This window comes from Roseobacter sp. HKCCA2468 (genome assembly GCF_037805105.1).
GTDB lineage: Bacteria > Pseudomonadota > Alphaproteobacteria > Rhodobacterales > Rhodobacteraceae > M30B80.
Map to the genome: position 1 here is coordinate 1,073,936 of NZ_JBBLYN010000001.1, position 25,921 is coordinate 1,099,856.

Below are 25,921 nucleotides of genomic sequence, written 5' to 3' on the forward strand. Positions count from 1 at the left end.
TCATTGCGACACACGCCGCGCAGTGGTGAAAGCGCGGTCAAGATCAGGGATCAATTCCATGCCCAAGCCCGCGGCACGGCTGACGGAAATATGACCGTCTTTCACCTCAGGCAAACCCGTGACGATATCGGCATACCATCCTTTATAAAAGGCGCGCACGCTCTCTTGGATCAGGGCATTTGGGGCCGAAAGCGACAAATGCGTTGAGGCAGCCAAGACCACGGGCCCCGTGCAATCATGCGGGGCCACGGGCAGTTTTTCCGCCTCTGCCATCGCGGCGATTTTGCGCGCCGCGGTCAACCCCCCACACCATGACAAATCCAGCATCACAATTCCCGCCGCCTGCGCGGCTAAGAGGTCACGAAAGGCGCCAATCCCGTTTAATGTCTCAGAGGCACAAACGGGTACGGGGCTTTCCTTGGCATAGCGGGCAAGAGCCGCAAAATTATCCATGCGGATTGGATCTTCATGCCAATATGTTTGATAAGGTTGAAGCGCACGCGCGATACGGATCGCAGGCGTCAATTGCCACAGTGAGTGGAATTCAACCATAATATCCATCTGATCGCCCACGGCATTGCGGATTTTCTCAAAAGGCAAAAGCGCGGATTTTAATTCCGCCGCAGAAATATGCGCCCCTTCATTGGCTTCGGCTGCCGCATCAAAGGGCCATATTTTCATTGCGGTTATCCCCTCCTCCAAAAGGGAGTGGGCCAATTCATCAGCGCGATGCAAAAAAGCATTCAGATCATCATATTGATCGCCCGCGCCCAAACCAAAATTGCGCGTGTTTTGCCCTTCGTCTTTTTTGATATAGTCATTGCCCGCGCAGGTATTATAGGTGCGGATACTGTCACGCGTGAACCCGCCCAAAAGCTGCGCCACGGGTTGCGCTGTGGCCTTCCCCCACAAATCCCAAAGCGCAATATCAAAGGCAGAATTGCCCCGCGCCTCTGCCCCAGTCGAGCGCCAGCCCAGATACCCTTCCAATTTGCGCGCGAGATATTCAATGCGCAACGGATCTTCGCCAATGACCAAAGGGGCAAGGGTATCATGAATATAGGCTTCTACCGCGCCTGCCCCAAAAAATGTCTCGCCAAGGCCCGTCACACCTTCATCCGTATGCACATGCAGCCACAACAAGTTGGGCCGCTCTGCAACGCGAATGGTTTCTAATTTGGTGATTTTCATCCCTGACCTCCGAAACTTGACCATAGCGCCAAACCAACAACGCCAAGCATGGCCAATGCCATGAAAATATTGATGATCCGCTGCGTGCGAGACGGCAGATCAAGGCGATGCAGCGTCACCCCTGCCCAAAGCCACGCCAGATGGATCGGGATCCAAATTGCGTTGGCAATCAGGATTTTCATGGTGATCTCAAAGACCAAATTATCGGGCGCAAATCCAAAACCCGTCATCAACGATGTGTTGACGGCATAGGCCTTTGGGTTGATCGCTTGCAGCAAGATACCCCCCAAGATGCCCGGCGGGGCAGCCGCCTCGATAAACGCGATTTTTGCGCCCGCAAAACCAATCTTCGCCGCAAGATAGAGCAGATAGGCCACCGAGGCCCCCATCAGCACCACGCGCAACCATGGCACCGACAAAACCACCGCCGCCAATCCAGACACGACCGCCAACATCACCAAATTCGTGCCGATAAACAGGCCCAAAACATAGCGCAGCGAGGGCTTGAACCCATAAGCCGCGCCAAAGCCCGCGGTGCTAAGAACACCAGGCCCAGGCGTGATGATGAGCAAGATGACAGCAAGCGCAAAGGTCAGCACGGGCCAAACTCCAATTGCACTTTCATGGCCTGTGTGCGGTCATTGGCCATCGCAAAAGCCGCCGCAAATTCCACCCATGCAAAGCTATGCGTAATGAGGGGCCGCGTGTCGATCAGCCCGTTTTGCATCATCCGCACGGCCATTGCGAATTCTTCATGGAAGCGGAAGGAGCCCATCAGCTGCAATTCGCGCGCGGTGATCTGCATCACAGGAAGCTGCATATCCCCAGACATTCCCAATTGCACAAGGCGGCCTTGGGGGCGGATTGTGGGCAGCGCAGAAACAAGCGCCACTTGCGCGCCCGAACATTCGAACAGCACATCAACCGTGCCTTTGCCTTCGGCATAGGGGCTTAGCGCCTCTGGGTCGCGCGCGGTGTTCAGGCAGGTATCTGCCCCCGCCTTGCGCGCATAGTCCAGCATCGTGTCGCTGATATCTGTGGCAATGATTTCGCCTGCACCCGCGCGGCGCGCGGCCATAATCGCCAACACGCCAATCGGGCCGCAGCCCGTCACCAAAACGCGCTGCCCCACAAGGTTCCCTGCGCGGCGGGTTGCGTGCAGCGCAACGGCCAAAGGTTCGGCCATTGCAGCCTCAGCCGCACTCAAACCATCGGCTTTGATACAGTTTTCCGCGCGCGCCGTGATCAACTCGCGAAACGCACCTTGGATATGGGGAAACGGCATAGCTGATCCGTAAAACCGCATATTCAGGCATTGATTGGGCAATCCGCGCTTGCATTCAACACAAGTGAAACAGGGGCGCGAGGGGGAAATGGCAACCAAATCCCCAACCGCCAAGCCCGTTACATCTGACCCAATTTCCGTGATCTCGCCCGCCACCTCATGACCCAAAATCATCGGCTCGCGCAGGCGCACTGTGCCAAAGCCGCCATGGTTGAAATAGTGCAAATCAGACCCGCAAATCCCGCCGCGGCGCAGCGCAACTTGCACCTCGCCCGCCGCGGGATTGGCCGTTTCACAGGGGCCAAGGCGCAGATCGCCAGAGCCATGCACGAATAGCGCTTGTGCCAAAACACCCTCCCCGTTTGTGGCCGTCAGGCTTTCTCTTGCACCGACTTAAAAATGGTATACCATTTGCGCATAGAACGCGGGATCAGCGGGAAATGTCAAGGGCGCGGGTGGCGTTTGGGACGGCCAATTCCACCAAAACCATGACGCCAAAACCCGAAGGAGAAATGATGAAGCTGTTTGACCTAAGCGGGCGGCGCGCCATGATTACAGGTTCCTCAATGGGGATTGGATTTGCCTTGGCCAAGGGCCTCAGCGCGGCAGGGGCGCAGGTGGTGCTCAATGCCCGCAATGCAGAGCGCCTTGAAGAAGCAGCCGAAAAGCTGCGCGCGACTGGCGCAGATGTTTTGACATTGGCCTTTGATGTCACCGATGCCACCGCAGCGCGCCAAGCGATTGATACATTCGAGGCCGACACAGGCGCGATTGATATTTTGGTGAATAACGCAGGCATGCAGCATCGCGCACCGCTTGAGGATTTTCCCGCCGATGCGTTCGACCGTTTGATGCGCACCAATGTGAATTCAGTTTTTTACGTTGCCCAAGCCGTGGCACGCCACATGATCGCACGCGGCAAAGGCCGCATCATCAATATTGCAAGCGTGCAAACCGCCCTCGCCCGCCCCTCTATCGCCCCCTACACGGCGTCTAAGGGTGCGGTTGCGAACCTCACCAAAGGTATGGCGACCGATTGGGCAAAATACGGGCTGAACTGCAATGCCATTGCCCCTGGCTATTTTAACACCCCCCTCAACGCGGCGCTTGTCGCTGACCCTGAATTCTCCGCATGGCTTGAAAAGCGCACCCCTGCAGGCCGTTGGGGGGAGGTCGATGAATTGGTGGGCGCTTGCGTGTTTTTATCTGCGGAGGCGTCCAGCTTCGTGAACGGCCACACGCTCTTTGTTGATGGCGGCATCACCGCAAGCCTATAGGAAAGGGAGATCCATATTATGACACAAAAACCCGTTATAGGTTTTATCGGCGTAGGTTTCATGGGCCATGGGATGGCGAAAAACATCCTAAAGGGCGGGTATGAGCTGTGGATCTTGGGCAACCGCAACCGCGCGCCTGTCGAAAGCTTGCTCAGCATGGGTGCGAAAGAGGCCGCATCGCCCCAAGACATGGCCGCAAAATGCGATATCATCCATCTCTGCCTGTCCAACTCGCCCCAAGTCGAAGCGGTGATCACGGGCGAAAGTGGCATCATCGCTGGCGCACGCAAAGGTTTAATTGTGATCGACACGACCACCGCTGATCCAACCTCAACATTGGCCATGGCAGAAAAGCTGGCAGAGGTTGGCGCGCATATGGTCGATGCCCCGTTGGGCCGCACGCCCAAAGAGGCCGAGGAAGGGATGCTTGACGCGATGGTGGGCTGCGATGCAGCGCTGTTTGATCAAGTGCATCCCGTTATTGATTGCTGGGCTGGCACCATCACGCGCATCGGCGAGGTGGGCACAGGCCATAAGATGAAGCTCTTGATGAATTTCTTGGGCGCGGCCTATTCGGCGCTCTATTCCGAGGCGACTGTTTTGGGCGCGGCCGTTGGCATCTCGCCCCATGCGTTTCGCGAAGTCATCGCGCCCAGTCGCCTTGGGTCGGGATTTTTTGGCACGTTCATGCAATATGTCTGCGACAGGGACGAGAATGCACATAAATTCTCGATTGCGAACCTGTCGAAGGACATCCGCTATGTGAATGCGATGGCAACGGATGCAGGCGTGATGAATGTCATGGCCTCTGCCGCGCGGCATTATTTCACCCATGCCGAAGCCATCGGAAAAGGCGGGGATTTTGTCCCGATGCTGTCCGATCACATTGGCAACTTAAACGGAATGGATTTGGCCGCAGAAGTGGCCAAAGGCAAAAAGTAACGCCTGTATCAAAAGGGGGGCTTATCATGCTGTCCAAAGACGAGATCGCATCCTACCACAAAAATGGCTATCTGATGGTGGAGGATGCGGTCAGCCCCTCCCAATTGGATGAACTGCGCCGCTTGACCGCGCAGTTCATCGAAGCGTCACGCGATGTGCGCGAAAGCAACGCGGTCTATGATCTTGATAAGGGCCACGGGCCAAATACCCCGCGTCTGACGCGGATCAAGATCCCGCATAAGCAGCATCCCTATTTCTGGGAGGTGCTGCGCAATTCGCGCATGACCGAGGTATTGGCGAGCCTGCTTGGCCCCGATACGGCCATCATCACCTCAAAGCTCAACACCAAGGCACCAGGCGGTGGGGCGGCGGTGGAATGGCACCAAGATTGGGCTTTTTATCCACATACGAATGATGACCTTCTGGCCTTTGGCCTCATGCTTGAAGATGTGGACGCGGCCAATGGCCCGTTGATGGTGATCCCTGAAACCCATCGCGGGCCAATTTTGGATCACAGCATGAACGGGGTTTTTGCAGGGGCGATCAATCCCGATGATCCGCTGTTTGAGCGCGACAAGATCGTGACTTTGACAGGGAAAGCGGGATCAATGACGGTGCATCACGCCCGCATTCTGCACGGATCGGCCCCGAATGTCAGCGATAGACCGCGCTATATTCTATTCTATGAAATCGCCAAAGCAGACGCATGGCCGATCCTTGGCGCTGCGTCCTATATCCACGAATTGGGGCAGCGGCGCTTTTGGGAGGATTTGCAGGAGCGCATCATCACGGGCAAGGCCTGCCTCACACCGCGCCTCGAAACAGTGCCTGTGCGCATGCCTTTACCGCCTGCGCCTGACAATAGCTCAATTTTCAAAACGCAAGAAAGCGCAGGCGCCAAAAGCGCCTTTCGCTAACCTTAAGGCGTTCGCCCTTTAATAGGTCGCGCGTCCCCCCGACAGATCAAACACTGATGCGGTGGTGAAGGAATTTTCGGGGCTGACAAGCCATGCAATCATGGCGGCAGCCTCATCCACCTCAAGGAAGCGATTGCGCGGAATTTTTGAGAGCATGTAATTGATATGCTCTTCCGTCATCTGGTCAAAAATCGCCGTGCGCGCGGCCGCGGGTGTGACGCAATTCACCGCAATATCGTGGCCTGCACATTCCTTGCCCAAGGATTTGGTAAAGCCAATCACCCCCGCCTTTGAGGCGCTATAGGCGCTAGCATTGGGGTTGCCCTCTTTGCCCGCAATAGAGGCGATATTGACGATGCGGCCAAAATTGCGCGCCTTCATCCCTGCGATCACTGCCTTGTTGGTGAAATAGGTGCCAAGCAAATTGATTTCGACCACGCGGCGGAACTCGTCATTGCTGTAATCCTCAACCACCGCGTTTGCCCCAGCAATGCCCGCGCTGTTGACCAGAATGTCGATACGGCCCAATGCGGCCTCGGTCGCCTGTGCGGCCGCTTCAACCGATGCATAATCGCTGACGTTACAGCCAAAGGCCTGCACTGACCCAAGGCTGGAAAGCTGTGCCACTGCCTTGTCGTTCAAATCGGCATTGATGTCCCAAAGCGCCACAGATGCGCCTGAGCGTAAAAGGCGCGCGGCCACCGCATAGCCAATCCCTTGGGCCCCGCCTGTCACCACCGCGCACAAACCGCTGAGGTCGATTTTGCTTTCTGCTTTTGTCATGTCTTGTCCCTTCCCTTAATCCACTATCTTCGCACGACCATCCGCGATCATCGCGGCAATGGCAGGCATCTCGCAAAACCCATTGCGCACTTTTTCATCAAGCGCATCTTCTGCTGCGCTGATCTCGCCTATGGTGGCGATCACCTCGTCAATCCGCGAGAAAGGCACGACCACAACGCCGTTGATATCCGCCACAATAATGTCGCCGCTGTGAACCTGCCGCCCCCCGACAACCGCCCCAAAGCCCACGCGAGCGGGGCCATTGGAATAAGGCGAATTGGGGCTCAGCCCCGTGCAAAATACAGGCAGGCGCGTTTCTAGAATTCCCTCATAATCGCGCATCTCACCATCTGTGACAAAGCCTGCGGCCCCTTTGTTCTTCAGCATGCCACAGAACCGATCCCCAGAGGCCGAGCAATTCTTACCCCCATTCATTGCAGCCACCACGATGTCGCCCTTTTGGAGAATATGAAGCGCGCCCATCGTAGCGAGGATTTCTGCGGGGCCATTTTCGGCCACCAAGGCCACGCCAACCGTGGTGTAAAGACTGCGATCCCCTGTGGCTGCAAAAAGTGGACGGATAAGGCTTTCCATCGCGCCCTGCCCCTCCATCGCATCACAAACATAGCCCGTTGGGATACCTTCAAAGGCCGCGACCTGCGCCGCTGTGGGACGGGGGAAGTTTTCTCGGATGGTCAAAATCGGCGGCTCGTGGATCATGGTGGTCTCTCTTTCTCACAAATTAGGCAACAGGACTTGCAACGCATAAAGCGTGCCCATGCCCGCACATATCGACCAGATAACGCCAAAGCGCAGACCGATCAGGAAAGCCGCCAAAGCGGCCACGATGCGGATAGGATCAATCTGCCCCCCCGTGGCCTCGGGCCACATAACCAAGGGCGCAACCAAAGCAGGAAAGACCGATACACCGACATATTTCAGGTGCAACTGCGCCCAATCTGGCAGGCTGCGGCCCCCGAATATCCCCAGAAAGGAAAAGCGGATCAGGAACGTGCCAATCCCCAACAAAAGCGTCAAAAGCCAAAAATCGCCCGTATCGATCATGCTGCCCCCTTGGCCTTGCGGCGGCGCAAGAACAACTCGGCCTGCGCGCCAGCAATCAGGCCCGACAGTGCCGCAACGATCAACCCCAGCGACCATGGCAGCCATGCAAAGGCCAAGGCCATCAGGGCGGCGACAAAGGCCGCAAATACATGAGGGGCCGACCGCAACAAAGGCGCGGTCAGGGCGATAAAGCATACAGGCACGGCAAAATCCAAAGATAAGGAGGCAGGAATGGCCTCACCGATGACCGCACCCAAAAACGTGCAGCCATACCAAAACGGACAAATCAGGGCCATGCAGCCAAAGTAATAGGCGACCCGATGGGCGGGCGGCATATCAGGGCGGTCTTCATAGGTGCGCACAGCCACCGCAAAGGCCTGATCTACCATCAAATAGGCCATCAGCGCGCGGGTCGAAAATCGGGCGTGCCCCACATAAGGCACAAGGGCGGCCGAATACATAGCCATCCGCAAATTCACAACAAGCGCGGCCAAAAGTGCGATGAACACGGGCGCTTGGTCGCTTAATAGGGCGACCGCGGTGAACTGTGATGCCCCCGCAATCACCAAAACGGTCATTGTCATCGTTTGCAGCAGATCAAGCCCCGCATCACGGGCCACCACGCCAAAGAGCATGGAATACGGCACGACAATCAGAATAAAGGGCGCGCAGTCGAAATACCCCTTGAAGAAGGCTGCGCGCGTTGTGGTGATCTCGCGCATTAATTCTCCCTGCCGCGCAGGGTCAGCCGTGCATAGGCAAGACCCGAAGTTGTGGCCTGACATTGCGCTTTTTGGCGCTGTATGGCTTCGGCGTCGTATTCAGACAGAGCCATGGCCAATTCCTCCATGCGATCACATTGCAAAAGGCCGCTGAGAATATCGTATTTCAATTCGATACTGACCAAAGTTGAAATCTCATCGGAGGCACTGGCGCGCAGATCGCTCATGCCCGCGCTGATCCCTGCATCCAACTGGCTGCGCGCTTCGCGAAAACACAGGGCCGCAACTGCGTTCATATCATCAGGCTCGGACAGGCATGGTTCGATGGCCGCGCTGACACAATCCAACAGCTGCGCTTCGGTTTCGATTCGCTCGGAAAGGCAGGCGTTAAGGGTTTCGCGGGCATCTTGCGCGGCCACTGGCACGGGGCTAATCAGCCAAATTCCAACAGCAATCGCGGAAACAGCAATCGGTTTCATAATGATTTCCACCTTCAAATCGCTTTGCTCTTGCATTTGGTATACCATTTGAATTTTCTATCACAAGAGAACCATGGAAAATGGTGTACCAAAATCGCGATTGCTTTGAGGGCGTGCAAAGAGACACACCGCTTGGCGCCAAATCGACAGGGAGAGGATTGGGAGAAAAAAATGTCCAACACCCGTGCAAATAAACGCTTCCGCTCGCAAGAGTGGTTCGACAATCCTAACAACCCAGGCATGACCGCGCTATATGTCGAGCGTTACCAAAACTCGACCTTCACCCGCGAAGAATTGCAAAGCGAACGCCCCATCATCGGGATCGCGCAAACGGGCTCGGACTTGGCACCTTGCAACAAGATCCACGTGTTTTTGATGGAACGGATCAAGCAAGGCATCCGCGAGGCAGGCGGTGTGCCAATGGAATTCCCCGTGCATCCAATCCAAGAGACTGGAAAACGCCCGACCGCCGCGCTGGATCGAAACCTGCAATACTTGTCTTTGGTCGAGGTTCTGCACGGCTATCCGATTGACGGGGTTGTGCTAACCACGGGCTGTGACAAGACCACGCCCGCCATGCTGATGGGGGCCGCAACTGTCGACCTGCCAGCAATCGCGCTCAATGGCGGCCCGATGTTAGATGGCTGGTGGAATGGCAAGCGCGCAGGATCAGGCATGATTGTCTGGGAAAGCCGCCGCCTTTTGGCTGCAGGCGAGATTGATTACGAAGAATTCATGTCGCGCGTCTGCTCCTCTGCACCCTCTTTGGGGCATTGCAATACGATGGGCACAGCCTCGACCATGAACGCGATGGCGGAAGCCTTGGGGATGTCTCTCACAGGCAATTCCGCAATTCCCGCCCCATTCCGCGAGCGGATGGCGATGGCCTATGAAACGGGCAAGCGGATCGTGCAGATGGTTTATGAAGACCTCAAACCCTCAGACATCATGACACGCAAGGCCTTTGAGAATGCCATAGTCGTCAACGCTGCGATTGGCGGGTCGACCAACGCCCCACCACATTTGCAGGCCGTTGCCCGTCATATCGGCGTTGAGCTGAATGTGCGCGACTGGGAAAAGATCGGCTATGATGTTCCCTTGATGCTGAACATGCAGCCTGCGGGCGAGTATTTGGGGGAAAGCTTCTTCCGTGCGGGCGGCGTGCCTGCGATCATGGCAGAGCTGCGCAAAGCGGGCCGCATCCACGAAGATGTAATGACCGCAACAGGCCAGAGCATGGGGGAAAACCTAAATGGTCACAGCTCGCGCGATCACAGTGTAATCACCACCTACGACAAACCCCTGCGCAAGAATGCTGGGTTTAAGGTTTTGTCAGGCAATCTCTTTGACAGCGCCTTGATGAAAACATCCGTGATCTCTGCGGATTTCCGCGAGCGCTTTCTCTCGGAACCTGGAAATGAAGGGGTGTTCGAGGCAAAGGCGGTCGTGTTTGAAGGCCCTGAAGATTACCATGACCGCGTGAATGACCCCGCACTTGATATTGATGAACGCACGATCTTGTTTATTCGCGGGGTTGGTGCGGTTGGCTATCCTGGTTCGGCGGAGGTGGTGAATATGCAGCCACCAGATCACATCATCCGCCAAGGCATCAGCCACCTGCCAACAGTGGGCGATGGCCGCCAATCTGGCACATCCGAAAGCCCCTCGATCCTCAACGCCTCACCTGAAAGTGTTGTTGGCGGTGGTCTTGCCTATCTTCAAACGGGCGACATGGTGCGACTGGATTTCAACAGCTCGACCTTGAACGCTTTGGTGGACGATGCCGAATGGCAGGCCCGCATTGATGCTTGGAGCCCACCAGAACTGCGCCATCAAACCCCATGGCAGGAAATTTACCGCACCCATGTGGGGCAATTGGCTGATGGTGGCTGTTTGGAATTGGCGACAGCCTATCAGAAAATCGGACGCGATCTGCCGCGTGATAACCACTAAGGCACGCGCGGCAGCGCAATACGAAGGAGGCCTCTTATGGGCAAGACGATTATCATCACTGGGGGCGGCGGCGGCGTTGGCCGTGCTACAGCGCGCCATTTCCTTGAACGGGGTTGGCGCGTGGGTCTGATTGGACGGCGCGCCGAAGCCTTGGAGGAAACGGCACAGGCCCATGATCACGCGCTGATCCTGCCCTGTGATGTGACCGATGAGGCGCAGGTTGAGCGTGCCTTTCACTCCGCATATGAGGCATGGGGGCATTTGGATGCACTGTTCAACAATGCAGGTGTCAGTCTCGGCGGCGCACCGATTGATGAACTCTCCGTCAGCGATTGGCGCAACCTGATTGATATCAATGTCACAGGCAGCTTTATCGCCGCGCGCGCGGCCTTTGGCATCATGCGCAAGCAATCCCCACAAGGGGGGCGCATCATCAATAATGGCTCGGTTTCCGCCTATGTGCCACGTTGGGGGTCTGCCCCCTACACCGCATCAAAGCATGCGATCACAGGGCTCACCCGTTCCATCAGCCTTGATGGACGTCCCTTCAACATCGCCTGCGGTCAGATTGATATTGGGAACGCCCTAACGGATATGGCCGAAAAGATGACCAAGGGCGTGCCGCAGGCCGATGGCAGCATCGCGATTGAGCCCGTGATGGATGTGGCCCATGTGGCCGCGTCCGTTCTGCATATGGCGGAATTGCCGCTTGAGGCGAATGTGCAATTCATGACCGTCATGGCCACGAATATGCCCTATATCGGGCGCGGCTGATCCGTTCAGCACAAGCAGTAGTGCAAAGGGGGCGCACCATGAGGGTGCGCCCCTTTTCATTCGGGCAGAACGGGGCGCTTTCCCTTTTGCCGCTCGCGCTGCCAAATATAAAGGCCCGAAGCGATGATGATCGCCGCCCCTGCCAAGGTCCAAATTGTGGGGTAAGTGCTGAATATCACAATCCCCACCAAAGCCGCCCAAAAGACTTGCGTGTAAATAATCGGCGCAAGGATCGAGGCATCCGCCCACCGATGCGCGGTGGTGGCTGCAATATGCCCCAACGCGCCAAAGCCGCCGATAATGCACAGGATCACCCATGCCAAAGGTGTCTGGGGCCATACCCAGACATTCAGTGCGAATGGGGCCAAGGCAACAGTGGCAATGCCGCTTGACCAGACCTGTTGGGTGGCATTGGTTTCGATCCCCGCCAAAAGTCGCGTCATGATGAAATAGGTGGAGGCCATCAATAGCGTTCCAAGGCTGAGGATCATCGCGGGGTGGAATTCTGCCCCCCACGGCTGGATCACAATCAACACCCCTAAAAAGCCCACACAAACCGCAATGATACGGCGCAGACCCACCTTTTCACCCAAGATGGGGATCGCCATAAGCGTGATCACAATCGGCCCTGCAAAAGAGATGGTTGTGGTCACAGTAATCGGCAGGAATTTCAGCGCCTGAAAATTCATGATTGTGCCGATAAACAGCGCACAAGAGCGCAGAATTTGTTTTGTTGGCGCATTCGAGTGAAACACGCCCCGCCCTTCCTGCGGCAAATAAATCGCCAATGCATAAATGAAATGACCCGCATAACGGGCAAAGACAATCTGCAAAACAGGGATACCCGCAATGCTCAGCCATTTGGCCGAAGTGTCAATGCATGTGAAAAAGATCACAGCCAAGGCCATGGTCAACACACCTGCAAGCACGCGGTTTTCTCTGGGGGCGGGGGCGCTCATGATTGGGTTACATCGTCATGCCGCCGTCAATGGCCACGCATTGACCCGTCATATATTTGCTTTCATCGCAAGACAGATACACGACCAGTTCGGCAATCTCATCAGCGGTGCCAAGCCGCCCCATGGGCTGCCGTGCCACGAAATCTTTCATCGCTTGCTCATAATTGCCCGTGGCATGCAACCGCCCCTGAAGGCTTGGCGTATCCACTGTGCCTGGCGCGATGCAATTGGCGCGGATCCCGCGGGTAATGTAATCAGCCGCCACCTGTTTGGTCAGCGCAATGGTCGCCCCCTTTGATGTCCCGTAGATAAAACGGTTCGGCAAACCCCGAAGGGATGAGCAGACTGAAGCGATATTCACAATCGCCCCATGGCCCCGCTCAAGCATCCCAGGCACGGCGGCCTGTATGGCATGAAAATGCGCCCGCACGTTCAGGTTCATCGCCAGATCAAACTCGTCATCGGTGGCTTGTTCAATCGTGCCAGAATGCACAACGCCTGAGCAGTTCACCAAGACATCGGGCTGTGCCTTGGTCACGGCTTCAACCAAAGCTGCCTTATCGAGAACGTTCAACGCAAAGCTTTCAGCGACATCGAGATCGGTGAGGAATTTATCATGCAAATCCGTAGCAATGACATGCGCCCCTTCACGCGCAAGGGCGATTGCACTGGCCCGCCCAATCCCCTGCCCTGCGGCTGTTACAAATACACGCTTCCCTTGCAGTCTCATGATGATTTCCTTCCCAAATTTTCTGCCATCCAGTCCACAATCTGTGGCACCATCAAATCCCCCGCACCGCCTGCGACAATCTCAGCCAGTGTCGCATTCGCCGCGCCCGACATACGGCTATTGAGGCCCAAATCTTCGGCCATTTGCCGATAATATCCGACATCTTTGGCCGCATTTTGTGCCGAAAACGCCAGATCAATCTGCCCGTCCGTGGCGTAATTGCGTATAAATTGCATCATGCCCGAATGGTTTGGCCCCGCTGCCATCACCTCATAAAGCGATTGGCGCGCGATCCCCGCCTCATCGGCCAGTGCAAAGGCCTCGGCCATCGAAATCGCCGTGGTCATCGCAAAGTAATTATTGATCAGCTTGATCGTATGGCCGTTGCCAAGTTTGCCGAGATGAAAGACGTTTTCGCCCAAGATATCCAAGATGGGCTTCACGCGCGCATAAGCATCTTCATCCCCCGCACACATGATATTCAACTTGCCCTCATAGGCATGGGCAGGGGTGCGCCCCAAAGGCGCATCAAGGTAAATTGCGCCTTTCTCGGCCAGAGCCGCCCCGATCTTTAGCGTGGAGGCGGGCAATGATGTGCCAAAATCAATCACAATTTGGTCAGGCTTTGCTGCCGCCAAGACACCTGTATCGCCAAACATGCGCGCCTCAACCTGTGCCGATGTTCCCATGCAAAGCATCACAATATCGACCGCCGCCGTTAGGCTTGCCGCATCTGTCGCCTCAACCGCGCCTTTTGCAATCGCCGCCTCAAGGCCGCTGCGGTCTTTATGACCCAAAACCGTGACAGGGTGGCCTGCATCCAAGAGGCAAGACACCATCGCGCGCCCCATAAGGCCGAGCCCGATAAATCCAATATGTGCCGTCATGCGCTCTCCTTTTATGCTCTTTAAATACCACGGAAATCTGGCGGCACTTCACCGCGTGCCACGGGTTGCCCCTGTTTGGCTGATAGGGCGGTGGCCAAAGTGGCCTCCATCGCCGCCAGACCATCGGCACCGCTGCACAAGACATCATCCGCCTTGCCCGCCATTAGGGCTGCAAACCGCTCCATCTGTGCGCGGATTGGGTCAATGCGCGCGAAACTTTGCCCTGCATCCGCCGACAGGCCCTTTGACCATTCCACCTCGCCCTCATAATCGGCGCGCCAGAGTTTCAGCGAAGGGAATTCCAAAGCACCTTTGGTGCCCGTGATACGGAGGTAATCCTGACCCGTTCCTGCAATGGCGGGGTTTTCATATGTGCCTGCCTCAAAGCTCCAAGGTGAGGCACCTGCATCTGAGATCAGAAATGACCCCAACGCCCCGTTTTCAAAGCGGAGCGCAAGGGCGGCTGTGTCCTCAATCTCAAAGCCCCGCCGCGCCGAGGATGTGAGGGCAGTCACCTGTGACAGATCACCGATTAAGAACCGAAGCAGGTCTATCTCATGGCTGAGATTGGTCATCAATGGCCCCGCACCTGCACTGCGGCGCCATAGCGGGTCGTAATAGCGGTCATGTTTGCGCAACGACCAAAGGCCTTGAACCCCAACCAAATCGCCAATGCCAGCAAGCCGTGCGCGGGCGGCAATGGTGAATGGGTGGCAGCGGCGGTGATGACCTGTCACCAAAGGCACGCCTGCTGCATCCGCCGCATGGATTACGGCACGGCCCTCGGCCATGGTCGCGGTTAGAGGTTTTTCTACAATCACCCCCAAGCCCTGACCAATCAGATCAAGCGCGTTTCGGTGATGGGCGGGTGTCGGTGTGGCAATGACAGCGGCAGCGGTGGCCTTTGGCACATCCTCAAGGCTTGCCACCATCGGTAAGCCCTGCGCAGCCAAATCTGCGCGGCGTGTCTCATCTGCCTCGACAATTGCGGTCAAAGCGATAAGCGGCGAGGCCTGCGCCACCTCGACATGGCGCAGGCCGATTGAGCCTGCGCCAATTATACAAAGCGGAAGTGGCTGACCCAAAGCTGCCCCCTTACATCACCGCGCCAACTTGCCATGGCACGAATTCAAAATCGCCCAAGCCCTGCGCTTCGGATTTTGATTTTTCGCCCGAAGCCATGCGCAACCATGCTTCGTAAATCTCGCGGCCAACCTCCTCAACCGAAGCGCCTTCGGTCAAGATGCGGCCTGCATTCACATCCATATCTTCAATCAAGCGATTATACATTTCGGTATTGGTCGCCACTTTGAGCGTGGGCGATGGTTTAGATCCAAAGGCAGAGCCGCGCCCAGTCGTAAAGACGACCAAATTACAGCCACTGGCGATTTGCCCCGTGACGCTTGCAGGGTCATAGCCAGGGCTGTCCATGAAGGTGAAGCCTTTGGCGGTGACAGGCTCGGCATATTTATAAACCCCTGTCAGCGGTGTGGTGCCCCCCTTGGCCGCAGCCCCCAAGGATTTCTCAAGAATAGTGGTCAAACCGCCCTTCTTATTGCCAGGCGAAGGGTTGTTATCCATCGAGCCCCCATTGCGCGATGTATAGCCTTCCCACCATTTGATCAGCTCAATCAGCTTATCGCCCACCGCGCGATCCGCCGCACGGGCCGTCAAAAGATGCTCTGCCCCGTAAATCTCGGGCGTTTCGGCCAAGACACCTGTGCCGCCCTGTGCAACCAAAAGATCACAGGCATAGCCAACCGCAGGGTTCGCCGTAATCCCCGACCACGCGTCAGACCCCCCACATTGCAGCGCCACCATCAATTCGGACGCAGGGCATTTCTCGCGCTTCACATCATTCACCACGGGCAGCATGGCGTTGATCTTTTCAATTCCCCATTCCACCGTGCGGCGCAGACCGCCGATGTCTTGGATATTCATCGTCTGGAACAACGGGCCAGGCTTTAATCCATAGGCCTCGATCAACCAGTCGATCTGCATCATCTCGCAGCCCAGGCCCGCCATCAGAACGCCACCCACATTGGGGTTGCGCGCATAGCCCCATAGCGTGCGCTGGAGCAGTTCAAACCCCGTGCCATCGCCCCCCATGGCGCAACCTGTGCCATGCACAAAGGCCACAACGCCATCCACATTTGGATAGTCGGCCAGACGCTCGGGCGTGAAATGTTCGGCAATCAACCTTGCCGCTGTGGCCGAGCAATTCACACTGGTCAGAACCGCGATGTAATTGCGCGTTCCAACCCGCCCTGTCGCGCGGCGATAACCCATGAAGTAATCGGTTTCTGTCGCAGGGGGCACGGGGTGCAGGTTGGTGGCAAACTCATAATCGGTATCCACATTTCGGAATTCCAGATTATGGGTATGCACATGCGCACCCTGCGCAATATCTTCGGCGGCATAGCCAATGATCTGCGCATATTTGCGCACCGGTGCCCCTTTGGCGATGTCAGCGGTCGCGATTTTATGGCCGCGCGGGATCAGTTCGCGCGCGCCCTCCTCGCCAACCTCCAAGGCCTGCAAGGCCGTAACTACATTATCCGCTTGAGAGAGACGCACCGTTTTCATGGATGAATGACCTAACCTAACAAATGGCCGTTTGACGACAGAGCGCGCGCAAGGTGTGTGACCCTCGCGCGCGCCCCAATGATGTTTGACCTGTCCCCTGAGATCAGAGGAACAATGTCACAATGGGTGGCCAAATCAGCAGAACGCTGAGGGCCAGAAGCTGAAGCGCGATAAAGGGCAAGAAACCACGGAAAATCGCTGTCAGCGTGATATGGGGTGGCGCCACCGACTTGAGGTAGAAGGCCGCAGGGCCAAAGGGTGGCGACAGGAAACTGACCTGCATGTTCATACAGAACACCACGCCGAACCAAATGGCGACCTGACGCGGATCAAGTTCACCGAAGATGCCAATCTCCTCAACAGGCAGACGCAACACAATCGGCAGGAAGACAGGCATCACCAAAAGCACGATACCAATCCAATCCATGAACATGCCCATGATGAGGAAGATCAACATCATCATCAGGATCACGCCCATCGTGGGCAGATCAGAGGCCACAATCAGGTTCGCCACATAGGTGGGGCCACCCGCCAATGTGTAGGCCGCCGCAAGCGAAGCTGCACCAATCGTCACCCAGATAATGGTGCCTGTGGATTTCAGCGTGCGCATGAGGCTGTCCCAGACGATGTCAAAGGTCATCTCACGGCGGATCAGGCCGATGACAAACACCGCGACAACGCCCATGCCAGCCGCTTCGGTGATCCCTGTGATCCCCATGTAAATCGAGCCAAGAACAACCCCGATCACAACAGTCGGTGCAATCAGACCTTTGCCCATCTCCCACCCTTCGGCGGTGCGCTCTTTGCCAACGATGAAATAGACCGTCACAGCCGCGATGACGAAAGCCCCGATAATATAGGGAATGTCAGACACCATCCCCAATGGGATCGGATCGACACCTTCGGTGACCACGTTTTCGCCCGTTACAGTGAAGAACAAGGCGCGCAGCAACAAAACACCTGTGATCCACATGGTGAACTTACCCAAAAAGCCAAGGAACCGCAGCAGCTTCTCGCTGCCTTCTGGCATACCTGGTTCGGCCTCAGGCAAAGGCGCAAGGCTTGGGTTTAGATTGGTGCGCACCAAAATATAGACGATAAAGAAGGTCGCCAACATAAAGCCCGGCAAGAAAGACGCCGTGAACAACGCTTTGATCGAGGTTTCGGTGACAAGGCCGTAGAAGATCAAAACGATGGACGGGGGGATCATGGTGCCAAGCGAACCAGACGCGCAAATCGTGCCGATGGCGAGGTTCTGGTTATACCCCAAGCGCAGCATCTGAGGCAGGGCGATCAGGCCCAAGAGAACAACCTCACCGCCGATGATCCCCGACATCGCCGCCATGATTACCGCCATAATAGCTGTCACCACAGCGATCCCGCCGCGGGTGCGGCTGAGCCAGACATTGAGCGAGGAATACATATCACGCGCGATGCCGCAGCGCTCAAGCAGCGCCGCCATAAAGATAAAGAGCGGCACAGATATGAGAACGTAATTGGTCATTTGACGGTAGACCGCTTGGGCAACAACCGACAAAGGCCCGCGTCCAAAATCTTTGAACAACAGTTCAGGCCCAAACTTCATGACCAAGACAACGATTGCCAAGAAGGCCGAGGCAAAACCCAAGGGCATACCAATCGCCAAAAGGGCGAAGATGCCAAGCAGCAAGACAAGGCTGATCGTAGCGAGACTATCGACCTTGAGCCAAGCAAAGAGTTCTAAAAATTCCATCTTTATTGCTCCAAGGTCTTGCGGATGTTTTCGATTTCGATCTCATCGATATCGTCATGCGCCAGATGTTCAGGGGCTTTGTGCCAATCAGAAATCAGGTTTGAAACAGCCTGCACGGCCACCAAAGCAATGATGAAGAGAATGGCAGGTTTAACAACACCTGGAATGGGTGGATCCCACGCCGTGCCAAATGTCTCCATTCGCATCATGCGCGTCACCGCGTCCGTGTATCCGCCCCAAATCATCGCAACGGCGAACAAAACGATCAGAACGGTTGAAAAAACATCCGCAGATTTCTGTGCCCAACGGGGCATCATGTCATAAATCACGTAGATACGGATATGGCTACGCTGCTGCATGGCGTATTGGCCTGCAAACAGGAACACGAAGGCCGCAAGCCAGAGAGACAGCTCATTGGCCCAAAGCGTAGGCTGGCCAAATACGTAACGCGCGACAACCTCGTAAAACATCACAAGAACGATCAACGCGGTCATCATCATCGCCATACGCGATGTCACAAGCGACAACACATCAAAAAAACCATTCGGCTGGGATTCAATCGCGCCTTTGGTGTCAGACAGGTAGAGTGATGCACAAACAAATGTGCCTAAGATGGCCAACAGCATAACCGCTACAAGCGGACGTCCCGCAGGGCGGATCATCTCATGCATCCCAATGGGATCTTCGAAGGCAAGCTGACCGAAAACCATATAGGCGTAAATCAAGGCCGTAATCACCCCAAAACCAATCGCAGCACTGCGTATCGGTTTTCTCAGCGATCCCAACCAAAGGCTGTCTTGAGCCATTGCCTTCCTCCCCCTTGAGGTAAAAATTTGAAAAGAAGGGTAAGCCCCCGCCATTCGGGGGCTTACATAACTGGTTGGTTTCAGACGCACTTACGCGCCTGAAACCTTTTGGGTCAGATTAGTTGATCAGACCAAGCTCAGTCATATAGGCAACATGGCTATCAACCAGTGCTGCAGCTTCAGGCGAACGGGTCGCCCAGTCAGCCCATGCTTCTTGAGCGGCCGCACGGAAGGTCGCGCGATCTTCAGCCGACCAGTCATAGAGGGTCACGCCCTGCGCAGTCAGCTCGGCTGCAGCGGCCGCGTTGGCGCGGTCGTTGTAGAGAGCGATCTGGAAGGACAGCTTCTGCCATGCAGTCTCAATGATACGGCGCTGCTGTTCTGTCAGACCGTTCCAGACATCAAGGTTACAGGCCAAGTGGTCAGATGGCATCGAGTGGAAACCAGGATAGGTTGCATGGCTTACGATGTCGTAAAGACCAAGACCCACGTTGTTGGCCAGACCAGATGCGTCCGCACCATCAATGATGCCTGTCTCAAGCGCGGTAAAGATTTCGGTGAAATCCATCACGATTGGGGTTGCGCCGAGTTTTTCGAAAATCTCGGTTTCCATGCCTGGAGGGGAACGGAACTTCCAGCCAACCAGATCTTCAAACCCTGCCAATGGGCGCGATGAAGACATGGATTCTTGGCCGTAGATCGACCAACCAATCAGCTGCATGTTATATTCGTTGTAAAGCTCCTGCGCTGCCTCATAGCCGCCACCGTAGTAGAGCCATGAATACTGCTGCCATGCGGTTTCATAGCCGCCCATGATGTCGCCAACGAACTGGAACGCAGGGTTCTTACCTGTCTGGTAAGCACCGCCTGTCGCGTCACAATCTAGGATGCCGTTGATTGCAGCGTCAAAGGTTTCAACCGAGCCAACAACCGAAGACGAATAGAACATTTCGATGGTGATGTCGCCGCCAGACATGGTCTGAACATCATCCACCCACTGGGCCAGACGCTGACCTGTTGGGTGCTCAGTCGCGTAATGCGTTTGAATGCGCAAAGTGACAGGTTCTGCGATTGCAGCACCTGCGAGCAAAGCGGTTGCCGCCGCTGTCGTGAACAAAGTGTTGAGTTTCATCTCTTCCTCCCTTGATGGGGCCATTTCGACCGCCATTTTTCACCAGTTGCGCCAAATTCAGGTGCACAACTACGATGGTATACCATCTGAGAATCAACGCTAGCCAAACCCGTATCGACAATCAACAGGTTTTGGTATACCAAAATCCAAGAAGTCGGTTTTTCTGAGTATATCCGTTCACGCGTGCCTTCTTTAATCATGATTTCACTGCATAAAATGAGGGACAAGACCAGTGCATGATGATGCGACATTAGCGGAACAAGTCGCCCAACAATTGCGGCGCAGTATCTTGCGCGGCGATTTGCTGCCGGGTGAAGCGGTCAAAGAACGCGATACGGCTGCCGCTATGGGCGTGAGTCGTACCCCGATGCGCGAAGCCATCCGAATCTTGTCAAAAGAAGGCTTGCTTGTTCTGCGCCCCTCTCGCAGCCCGATTGTTGCGGAACTGGATTTCAAATCCGTCTCCGATCAGGCTGAAGTGCTCATCGCGCTAGAGAAACTATCCGCAGAATTAGCGTGCCAAAATGCCACCGAAGAGGATCTCGCCCATCTGCAAGAAATCGTGGATTACATGGCCGCGCATTTCTATGAAAGTGATCCGCTTGACATGTTCGAGATTGATATGTCTTTTCACACTTCGATCGCACGCGCCTCGCACAACCAAGCCTTGGAAGAAACCCATCGCGCCTATCTGCAGCGTCTGTGGCATGCCCGTTATTTGGCCGCGCGCCAGCGCCGCAACCGCGAACGCGTGGTGACCCAACATACCGTAATCCTCGCTGCAATGCGCGCCCGAGATGTGCAAGCGGCCCGTGATGCAATTGACGCGCATCTTTGGCAGTTGGCCGAAGACATTCGTCAGCAAATTACAATGCAATCCGCCCAAATGGGCGAGGAGCCAACACTGTCTCAAAAAGTAGGAGAATAAGAGATGAAGTTATTGCGCTACGGCCCCGCTGGTCAGGAAAAGCCCGCTATTTTGGATGCTGATGGCCAAGTGCGCGACCTGTCGGGCCATGTCGCCGATTTCGCAGGCGCAGCCGTGTCACTTGAGGCTTTGGACGCAATCCGCAAAATCGACATCTCAACGCTACCCGTTGTTGCCAATCCTGGTCGGATTGGGGCCTGCCTTGCCTCTGTGCCGAATTTCTATTGCATTGGCTTAAACTACGCCAAACACGCCGCCGAGACGGGCGCAGAGCCCCCAAAAGAGCCCATCATTTTCTCTAAAGCGACCTCATCCTTGTCTGGCCCGTTTGACCCTGTGGTCATTCCGCGCAATTCGGTCAAAGCCGATTGGGAGGTCGAGCTTGGCGTGGTGATCGGCCGCGAGGCGCTTTATGTCAGCGAGGCAGATGCGCTCTCTTATGTGGCGGGCTATTGCACCATCAACGATGTCTCTGAGCGCGAGTTCCAAATCGAAAAAGGCGGTCAGTGGATCAAAGGCAAATCCGCCCCAACCTTTGGCCCTACAGGCCCCTATCTGGTCACGGCAGATGAGGTTGGCGACCCGCAAAAGCTAGGCCTAACCTTGTCGCTCAATGGCGAGGTTGTGCAGGACTCGAACACCGATGATATGATTTTTGGTGTCGCGAAAATCATCTCCTACATGAGCCAATTCATGAAACTGGTTCCGGGCGATATCATCGCGACAGGCACGCCTTCGGGCGTAGGTATGGGGATGAAACCGCAACGATTCCTCAAGCCAGGCGATGTGATGGAGATCGAAGTGAAGGGTCTCGGCGCACAAAAGCAAACAGCCGAAGCTGCAAGCTAAGGCCATCTAAGTTTCCCAAGGCGGGGTTCGCCCGCCTTGGTTTTTTTATGTTTGGCCAGAGTTTGACCCCATGTCGCGCACGCCCAACCTTAACGGCTTTCTGTATTTCGAAACCGTGGCACGGCGGGGCACAATCAGCCGCGCCGCCGAAGAGATGTCCGTGTCACCCTCGGCGGTCAGCCAACAAATCAAACTTCTTGAACAAAATCTGGGCGTAAAGCTGTTCCGCCGCCAGGGGCGTATGTTGAGCCTGACGCTCGAAGGCGAGCAACTGTTTCAATCGGCCTCCGTGGCGCTTCGCATGCTGCGCGACACAAGCCGTCATTTCAAACGCGGGCGCGAAACTTATCAGCTGAATATGCGCGTCACCCCCAGTTTTGGGGTGCGGTGGTTGGGGCCCCGCCTGTCTGATTTCATCGCCCGCCATCCCGATTGGGATCTTCACATTGATGCGGCCCCCGACCCCACCGATTTCGACCGCGAGATGATGGAACTGGATCTGCGCTATGGCACGGGGAATTGGCCCGGTTATCACAGCGAAGCGGTGTTTGACGATTGCGTGGTTCCCCTGTGCAGCCCCGACTACCTAAAAGAGCTCCCACCAAGCGGCGATGCGGCGGCCACCCTTGCCGCGGCACGTCTCATTGGCACGCCACGGGCCTTGTGCCAGTGGGACTATTGGCTGAACCACAATGCCATCACCCTGCCCGAACGGCATATGCCGATTTTGATGGATCGCTCCTCTATGGCGCTGCAACTGGCCGTGGATGGGGTTGGCGTGGTGCTCGATAGCATGTCCTTAGCTATGCCCGAAATCGCCGAGGGGCGGCTTGTGCCAGTTCTGCCGCAAATTCCCGTTTTGCGCTTTACATCCTATTGGGCGATCTGCCCGAGCCGCTATATCAAGCGGCGCGCCGTGCAAGAATTTCTTGCATGGTTAAAATCGCAGACCAAGGATTTCGAAACTGAAATCACCGCTGCCTGCGCCCGCCACGGATTGCGTCAAACCCGTATAGAATTCGACCTCGAGCGGGCGGCAGAGCAGCATTAGGTTTAGTGGATCAGCGATCCGCCATTCACATCCACCTCAGAGCCCGTGACATAGGCCGAAAGATCAGACGCCAAGAACAAGGCGCAACCTGCCACATCCGAGGCTTCGCCTGCGCGCCCCATCGGGATGCCCGCAAGAATCTGCACCTTCATCTCAGGGGTCAGCTTGCCCGCCGTGATGTCGGTCGCGATAAATCCTGGGCAAATCGCATTGGCACGGATGCCATCAGGCGCCAATTCCCGTGCCATTGCCTTGGTCAGGCCCAAAACACCCGCCTTGGCTGCCGAATAATGCGGCCCGCCAAAAATACCGCCGCCCCGCTGTGCCGACACCGATGACATATTCACAAGCTTGCCACTTTGGCGCTCACGCATATGCGGGATTACAGCCTGACTCATATTGAGCGTGCCAAGCAGGTTCACATCCAACACCGCATCATAGTTTTCATGGCGAATTTCCATGATCTTTAACGGCTGTGTGATGCCTGCATTATTGACCAAAATATCTATCTTGCCATAGGCCTCGAGGATCACAGCGACCGCACGGTCGCAATCCTCTTTACGGGTCACATCGCAAGCAAGCCCGAGATGGCCTGCACCCAAATCAGCGGCGGCTTCTTCGGCTTGGCCCTCGTCCAAATCCAAGATTGCCACTTTTGCGCCATGCTCCACGAAAAGCTTTGCCGTGGCCTTGCCCAATCCGCGCGGGCTTGCAGCCCCTGTGATGATGGCAATCTGTCCGTCCAGTAAACCCATTCTCGCTTCTCCTTTGACCGCGCCGCGCGGCGCGTGGTTATTGGTCGACCCAACGGCGCAGTTGCTCTGCAATCCGTTCAACTGTGATCCCGTATTGGTCATGCAGGCTTGGCAATGCACCTGCGTCCAAAAATTCATCTGGCAAGCCAATTTGGCGCAATGGCACGAAGACATCATGCGTCATCAGCGTCTTGGCGACCGCATCACCAAGCCCGCCTGTGATCGAATGATTTTCTGCAACCACCACAAGGCGCCCGTTTTTTTGTGCCTCGGCAAGAATTGTGTCTTGATCCAAGGGCTTGATGGTTGGGCTGTGCAACACCGCAACGCCAATGCCATCTTGCGCCAGAACCTGCGCCGCATCCAAAGCGCGCATGGTCATGATCCCTGAAGAAATGATCAAAACATCCGCGCCCTCGCGCAATATCTTGGCGCGACCAAGCTCAAAACTATAATCATACGCGCCCAACACATTGGCCACTTGTCCGCGCAAAAGCCGCATATATGCAGGGCCGTTATAGTCTGTGATGGCGCGCGTGGCCTGTGCCACATCCACCGCATCGCAAGGGTCAATCACCACCATATTGGGCATCGCCCGCATGATCGCCATATCTTCGGTCGCTTGATGGCTTGGGCCATAGCCCGTGGTCAGACCTGGCAGCGCGCAGACGATTTTGACGGGCAGGTTTTCCTCTGCAATCGCCATGGCGATAAAGTCATAGGCGCGCCGCGCGGCAAAAACCGCGTAGGTGGTGGCAAAGGGCGTAAACCCTTCGCGGGCAAGCCCTGCTGCGGCCGACATCAAAAGCCCTTCGGCCATACCCATCTGATAAAACCGCTCGGGATAGGCCTGCGCAAAAATATGCAGATCGGTGTATTTCGACAAATCGGCAGACAACCCCACGATATCCGCACGGGTCTTGGCCAAGTCCACCAATGCATGACCAAATGGCGCTGCAATTGTCTCGCGACCTTCGGCATCGAGAGAGGCGATCATAGCAGATGTGCGCACTGCATCTGCGCCACTTGCGCGGCTGCGGGGGGTATATTTCGACTTTCTGCGGGAATGGGGAGGGATGCTCATAGCGGCTTTTTCTCCTCATGCTCAGCCAAGGCCTTGGCCCATTCATCGGCTTCGACACGGATAAAATGCGTTTTCTCACGGCTCTCAAGAAAGCTGATCCCATGACACATTTTGGTATTGCAAATAATAACACGAGGGCATGGATTGGGATGCGTTTTGGCCGCATCAAAAGCCGCAACCACCGATGCCAAATCATTGCCATCCACCTCTTGGGCGAACCAGCCAAAGGCCTCCCATTTCGGCGCTTCTGCCCCTTGGGCCAAGGCCGCACGACTTGGCCCATCGGCCTGTTGATTGTTGAAATCAACGATCGCAATCAGGTTGTCCAATTTCCATTGGGTGGCCGACATCACGGCCTCCCAAGTCGAGCCTTCACCCAGTTCGCCATCTGACAACAGATTATAGACGAAGGCAGGGTTATTCTTGCGTTTCAGACCCAAGGCTGCGCCCACCGCAATGCCTAACCCATGACCAAGCGATCCGCCTGTGATCTCCATTCCAGGCGTATAGGCGGCCATGCCCGACATCGGCAGGCGGCTATCATCCATGCCATAGGTGGCGATTTCATCCTCGGGCAAAATCCCCGCTTCAATCAGCGCCGCATAGAGCGCGATCGCATAGTGACCTATGGAGAGATAAAACCTATCGCGCCCTTCCCATTCTGGATCATCGGCGCGCAAGCGCATCGCATGAAAATAGGACACGGCCAAAACCTCAGCGACACCAAGCGCCTGCCCGATATAGCCTTGCCCCTGCACCTCGCCCATCAACAGCGCATTGCGCCGAATGGCCCAAGCCCGTTGCGCCAGCGACATATTTGCTCCGCTCTGGCTCACAACACCCCTCCCTGCATGCTCTGCGGTTTCCCCGTGATATCCGCGCAGAAGATGCGGCAGCGACAGGGCGAAAAACAAGACCAGATAAATGAATTATCTTTAAGCCCTGCTTTAAGATAATGCTCAAAAAAATGATGGTTATTGTCGCAGCCGTCCCGTTATCAAAGATAGGGCTTGTGCCGCAACCAATAGGGAAAA

General features: G+C 56.0%; 27 protein-coding genes. 8 read left to right on the forward strand and 19 right to left on the reverse strand.

The features are described from left to right. From AAC620_RS05380 to AAC620_RS05390, 3 genes are read right to left on the reverse strand one after another with little or no spacing between them, the layout of a single operon-like run. Positions 1-1,191 carry a mandelate racemase/muconate lactonizing enzyme family protein gene (locus AAC620_RS05380; RefSeq protein ID WP_340243226.1) on the reverse strand — a complete coding sequence of 397 codons (1,191 nt, stop codon included), beginning with the start codon at positions 1,189-1,191 and terminating at the stop codon, positions 1-3. Next, positions 1,188-1,790, reverse strand: coding sequence for a LysE family translocator (locus tag AAC620_RS05385; protein WP_317656118.1), 603 nt, complete (start codon positions 1,788-1,790; stop codon positions 1,188-1,190). Before AAC620_RS05385 ends, AAC620_RS05380 begins: the two co-directional genes overlap by 4 nt. Next, positions 1,784-2,824, reverse strand: a complete 1,041-nt coding sequence (locus tag AAC620_RS05390; RefSeq protein ID WP_340243228.1) for an L-idonate 5-dehydrogenase — start codon at positions 2,822-2,824, stop codon at positions 1,784-1,786. The genes AAC620_RS05385 and AAC620_RS05390 overlap by 7 nt, the downstream gene beginning before the upstream one ends. A 167-nt stretch (positions 2,825-2,991) precedes the next feature. Between AAC620_RS05390 and AAC620_RS05395 the strand changes: the two genes are divergently transcribed. The 3 genes from AAC620_RS05395 to AAC620_RS05405 are packed head-to-tail and all read left to right on the forward strand — an operon-like array spanning position 2,992 to position 5,612. After that, complete coding sequence (locus tag AAC620_RS05395; protein ID WP_340243621.1) at positions 2,992-3,753, forward strand: SDR family oxidoreductase; 762 nt, start codon at positions 2,992-2,994, stop codon at positions 3,751-3,753. Between the two features lie 18 nt (positions 3,754-3,771). Beyond that, entirely contained in the window at positions 3,772-4,695 is a 924-nt protein-coding gene (locus AAC620_RS05400; RefSeq protein WP_317656120.1) for an NAD(P)-dependent oxidoreductase, read from the forward strand. A gap of 26 nt (positions 4,696-4,721) precedes the next feature. After that, positions 4,722-5,612, forward strand: coding sequence for a phytanoyl-CoA dioxygenase family protein (locus AAC620_RS05405; protein ID WP_340243230.1), 891 nt, complete (start codon positions 4,722-4,724; stop codon positions 5,610-5,612). A gap of 18 nt (positions 5,613-5,630) precedes the next feature. Here the strand turns inward: AAC620_RS05405 and AAC620_RS05410 are convergent, their stop codons facing one another. Genes AAC620_RS05410 through AAC620_RS05430 form a run of 5 tightly spaced genes read right to left on the reverse strand, consistent with a single transcriptional unit; the run spans position 5,631 to position 8,709 of the window. Continuing rightward, positions 5,631-6,395, reverse strand: coding sequence for an SDR family NAD(P)-dependent oxidoreductase (locus tag AAC620_RS05410; RefSeq protein ID WP_340243231.1), 765 nt, complete (start codon positions 6,393-6,395; stop codon positions 5,631-5,633). A 15-nt stretch (positions 6,396-6,410) separates the two neighbouring features. Next, the gene (locus AAC620_RS05415; protein WP_340243232.1) at positions 6,411-7,115 is read right to left on the reverse strand and encodes an RraA family protein; all 705 of its coding nucleotides are present in this window, start codon (positions 7,113-7,115) and stop codon (positions 6,411-6,413) included. Between the two features lie 15 nt (positions 7,116-7,130). Further along, positions 7,131-7,460, reverse strand: coding sequence for an AzlD domain-containing protein (locus AAC620_RS05420; RefSeq protein ID WP_340243233.1), 330 nt, complete (start codon positions 7,458-7,460; stop codon positions 7,131-7,133). Next, positions 7,457-8,182, reverse strand: coding sequence for an AzlC family ABC transporter permease (locus AAC620_RS05425; protein WP_340243235.1), 726 nt, complete (start codon positions 8,180-8,182; stop codon positions 7,457-7,459). The genes AAC620_RS05420 and AAC620_RS05425 overlap by 4 nt, the downstream gene beginning before the upstream one ends. Continuing rightward, a complete protein-coding gene (locus tag AAC620_RS05430; RefSeq protein WP_340243237.1) occupies positions 8,182-8,709 on the reverse strand; it encodes a hypothetical protein in 528 nt (175 codons plus the stop codon). Before AAC620_RS05430 ends, AAC620_RS05425 begins: the two co-directional genes overlap by 1 nt. A gap of 123 nt (positions 8,710-8,832) precedes the next feature. Between AAC620_RS05430 and AAC620_RS05435 the strand changes: the two genes are divergently transcribed. Beyond that, complete coding sequence (locus AAC620_RS05435) at positions 8,833-10,614, forward strand: IlvD/Edd family dehydratase (protein WP_340243238.1); 1,782 nt, start codon at positions 8,833-8,835, stop codon at positions 10,612-10,614. A 36-nt stretch (positions 10,615-10,650) separates the two neighbouring features. Continuing rightward, complete coding sequence (locus AAC620_RS05440) at positions 10,651-11,388, forward strand: SDR family oxidoreductase (protein ID WP_340243240.1); 738 nt, start codon at positions 10,651-10,653, stop codon at positions 11,386-11,388. A gap of 56 nt (positions 11,389-11,444) precedes the next feature. Here the strand turns inward: AAC620_RS05440 and AAC620_RS05445 are convergent, their stop codons facing one another. The 8 genes from AAC620_RS05445 to AAC620_RS05480 form a co-directional block, all read right to left on the reverse strand. Continuing rightward, positions 11,445-12,347 (reverse strand): DMT family transporter, encoded by a 903-nt coding sequence (locus AAC620_RS05445; protein WP_317656131.1) that lies wholly within the window; start codon positions 12,345-12,347, stop codon positions 11,445-11,447. 7 nt (positions 12,348-12,354) lie between these two features. After that, the gene (locus AAC620_RS05450) at positions 12,355-13,077 is read right to left on the reverse strand and encodes an SDR family oxidoreductase (protein WP_317656133.1); all 723 of its coding nucleotides are present in this window, start codon (positions 13,075-13,077) and stop codon (positions 12,355-12,357) included. Next, positions 13,074-13,964: an NAD(P)-dependent oxidoreductase gene (locus tag AAC620_RS05455; protein WP_317656135.1), complete on the reverse strand. Its 891-nt coding sequence runs from the start codon at positions 13,962-13,964 to the stop codon at positions 13,074-13,076. Before AAC620_RS05455 ends, AAC620_RS05450 begins: the two co-directional genes overlap by 4 nt. A gap of 20 nt (positions 13,965-13,984) precedes the next feature. Continuing rightward, positions 13,985-15,049 carry a Gfo/Idh/MocA family protein gene (locus tag AAC620_RS05460; RefSeq protein WP_340243242.1) on the reverse strand — a complete coding sequence of 355 codons (1,065 nt, stop codon included), beginning with the start codon at positions 15,047-15,049 and terminating at the stop codon, positions 13,985-13,987. A gap of 10 nt (positions 15,050-15,059) precedes the next feature. Beyond that, positions 15,060-16,550, reverse strand: a complete 1,491-nt coding sequence (locus tag AAC620_RS05465; protein ID WP_340243244.1) for a UxaA family hydrolase — start codon at positions 16,548-16,550, stop codon at positions 15,060-15,062. A 103-nt stretch (positions 16,551-16,653) separates the two neighbouring features. Continuing rightward, positions 16,654-18,282 carry a TRAP transporter large permease gene (locus AAC620_RS05470; RefSeq protein WP_340243245.1) on the reverse strand — a complete coding sequence of 543 codons (1,629 nt, stop codon included), beginning with the start codon at positions 18,280-18,282 and terminating at the stop codon, positions 16,654-16,656. A gap of 2 nt (positions 18,283-18,284) precedes the next feature. After that, positions 18,285-19,088: a TRAP transporter small permease subunit gene (locus AAC620_RS05475; RefSeq protein ID WP_317656139.1), complete on the reverse strand. Its 804-nt coding sequence runs from the start codon at positions 19,086-19,088 to the stop codon at positions 18,285-18,287. Positions 19,089-19,206: 118 nt separating this feature from the next. Then, positions 19,207-20,220 carry a TRAP transporter substrate-binding protein gene (locus tag AAC620_RS05480; protein WP_340243246.1) on the reverse strand — a complete coding sequence of 338 codons (1,014 nt, stop codon included), beginning with the start codon at positions 20,218-20,220 and terminating at the stop codon, positions 19,207-19,209. A 232-nt stretch (positions 20,221-20,452) separates the two neighbouring features. Here AAC620_RS05480 and AAC620_RS05485 point away from each other — a divergent pair, with 232 nt between their 5' ends. From AAC620_RS05485 to AAC620_RS05495, 3 genes are all read left to right on the forward strand, one after another. Then, the gene (locus tag AAC620_RS05485) at positions 20,453-21,148 is read left to right on the forward strand and encodes a GntR family transcriptional regulator (RefSeq protein WP_340243247.1); all 696 of its coding nucleotides are present in this window, start codon (positions 20,453-20,455) and stop codon (positions 21,146-21,148) included. Between the two features lie 3 nt (positions 21,149-21,151). Beyond that, positions 21,152-21,997: a fumarylacetoacetate hydrolase family protein gene (locus AAC620_RS05490; protein ID WP_317656143.1), complete on the forward strand. Its 846-nt coding sequence runs from the start codon at positions 21,152-21,154 to the stop codon at positions 21,995-21,997. A gap of 70 nt (positions 21,998-22,067) precedes the next feature. Further along, on the forward strand, positions 22,068-23,048 hold the full coding sequence (locus AAC620_RS05495; protein ID WP_340243250.1) for a LysR substrate-binding domain-containing protein: 981 nt from the start codon (positions 22,068-22,070) through the stop codon (positions 23,046-23,048). Positions 23,049-23,050: 2 nt separating this feature from the next. Here the strand turns inward: AAC620_RS05495 and AAC620_RS05500 are convergent, their stop codons facing one another. From AAC620_RS05500 to AAC620_RS05510, 3 genes are read right to left on the reverse strand one after another with little or no spacing between them, the layout of a single operon-like run. Continuing rightward, positions 23,051-23,803, reverse strand: a complete 753-nt coding sequence (locus AAC620_RS05500) for an SDR family NAD(P)-dependent oxidoreductase (protein WP_340243252.1) — start codon at positions 23,801-23,803, stop codon at positions 23,051-23,053. Positions 23,804-23,840: 37 nt separating this feature from the next. Continuing rightward, the gene (locus tag AAC620_RS05505; RefSeq protein ID WP_340243253.1) at positions 23,841-24,887 is read right to left on the reverse strand and encodes a transketolase family protein; all 1,047 of its coding nucleotides are present in this window, start codon (positions 24,885-24,887) and stop codon (positions 23,841-23,843) included. Next, positions 24,884-25,702, reverse strand: coding sequence for a transketolase (locus AAC620_RS05510; protein WP_340243623.1), 819 nt, complete (start codon positions 25,700-25,702; stop codon positions 24,884-24,886). The genes AAC620_RS05505 and AAC620_RS05510 overlap by 4 nt, the downstream gene beginning before the upstream one ends. Positions 25,703-25,921: the final 219 nt, after the last annotated feature.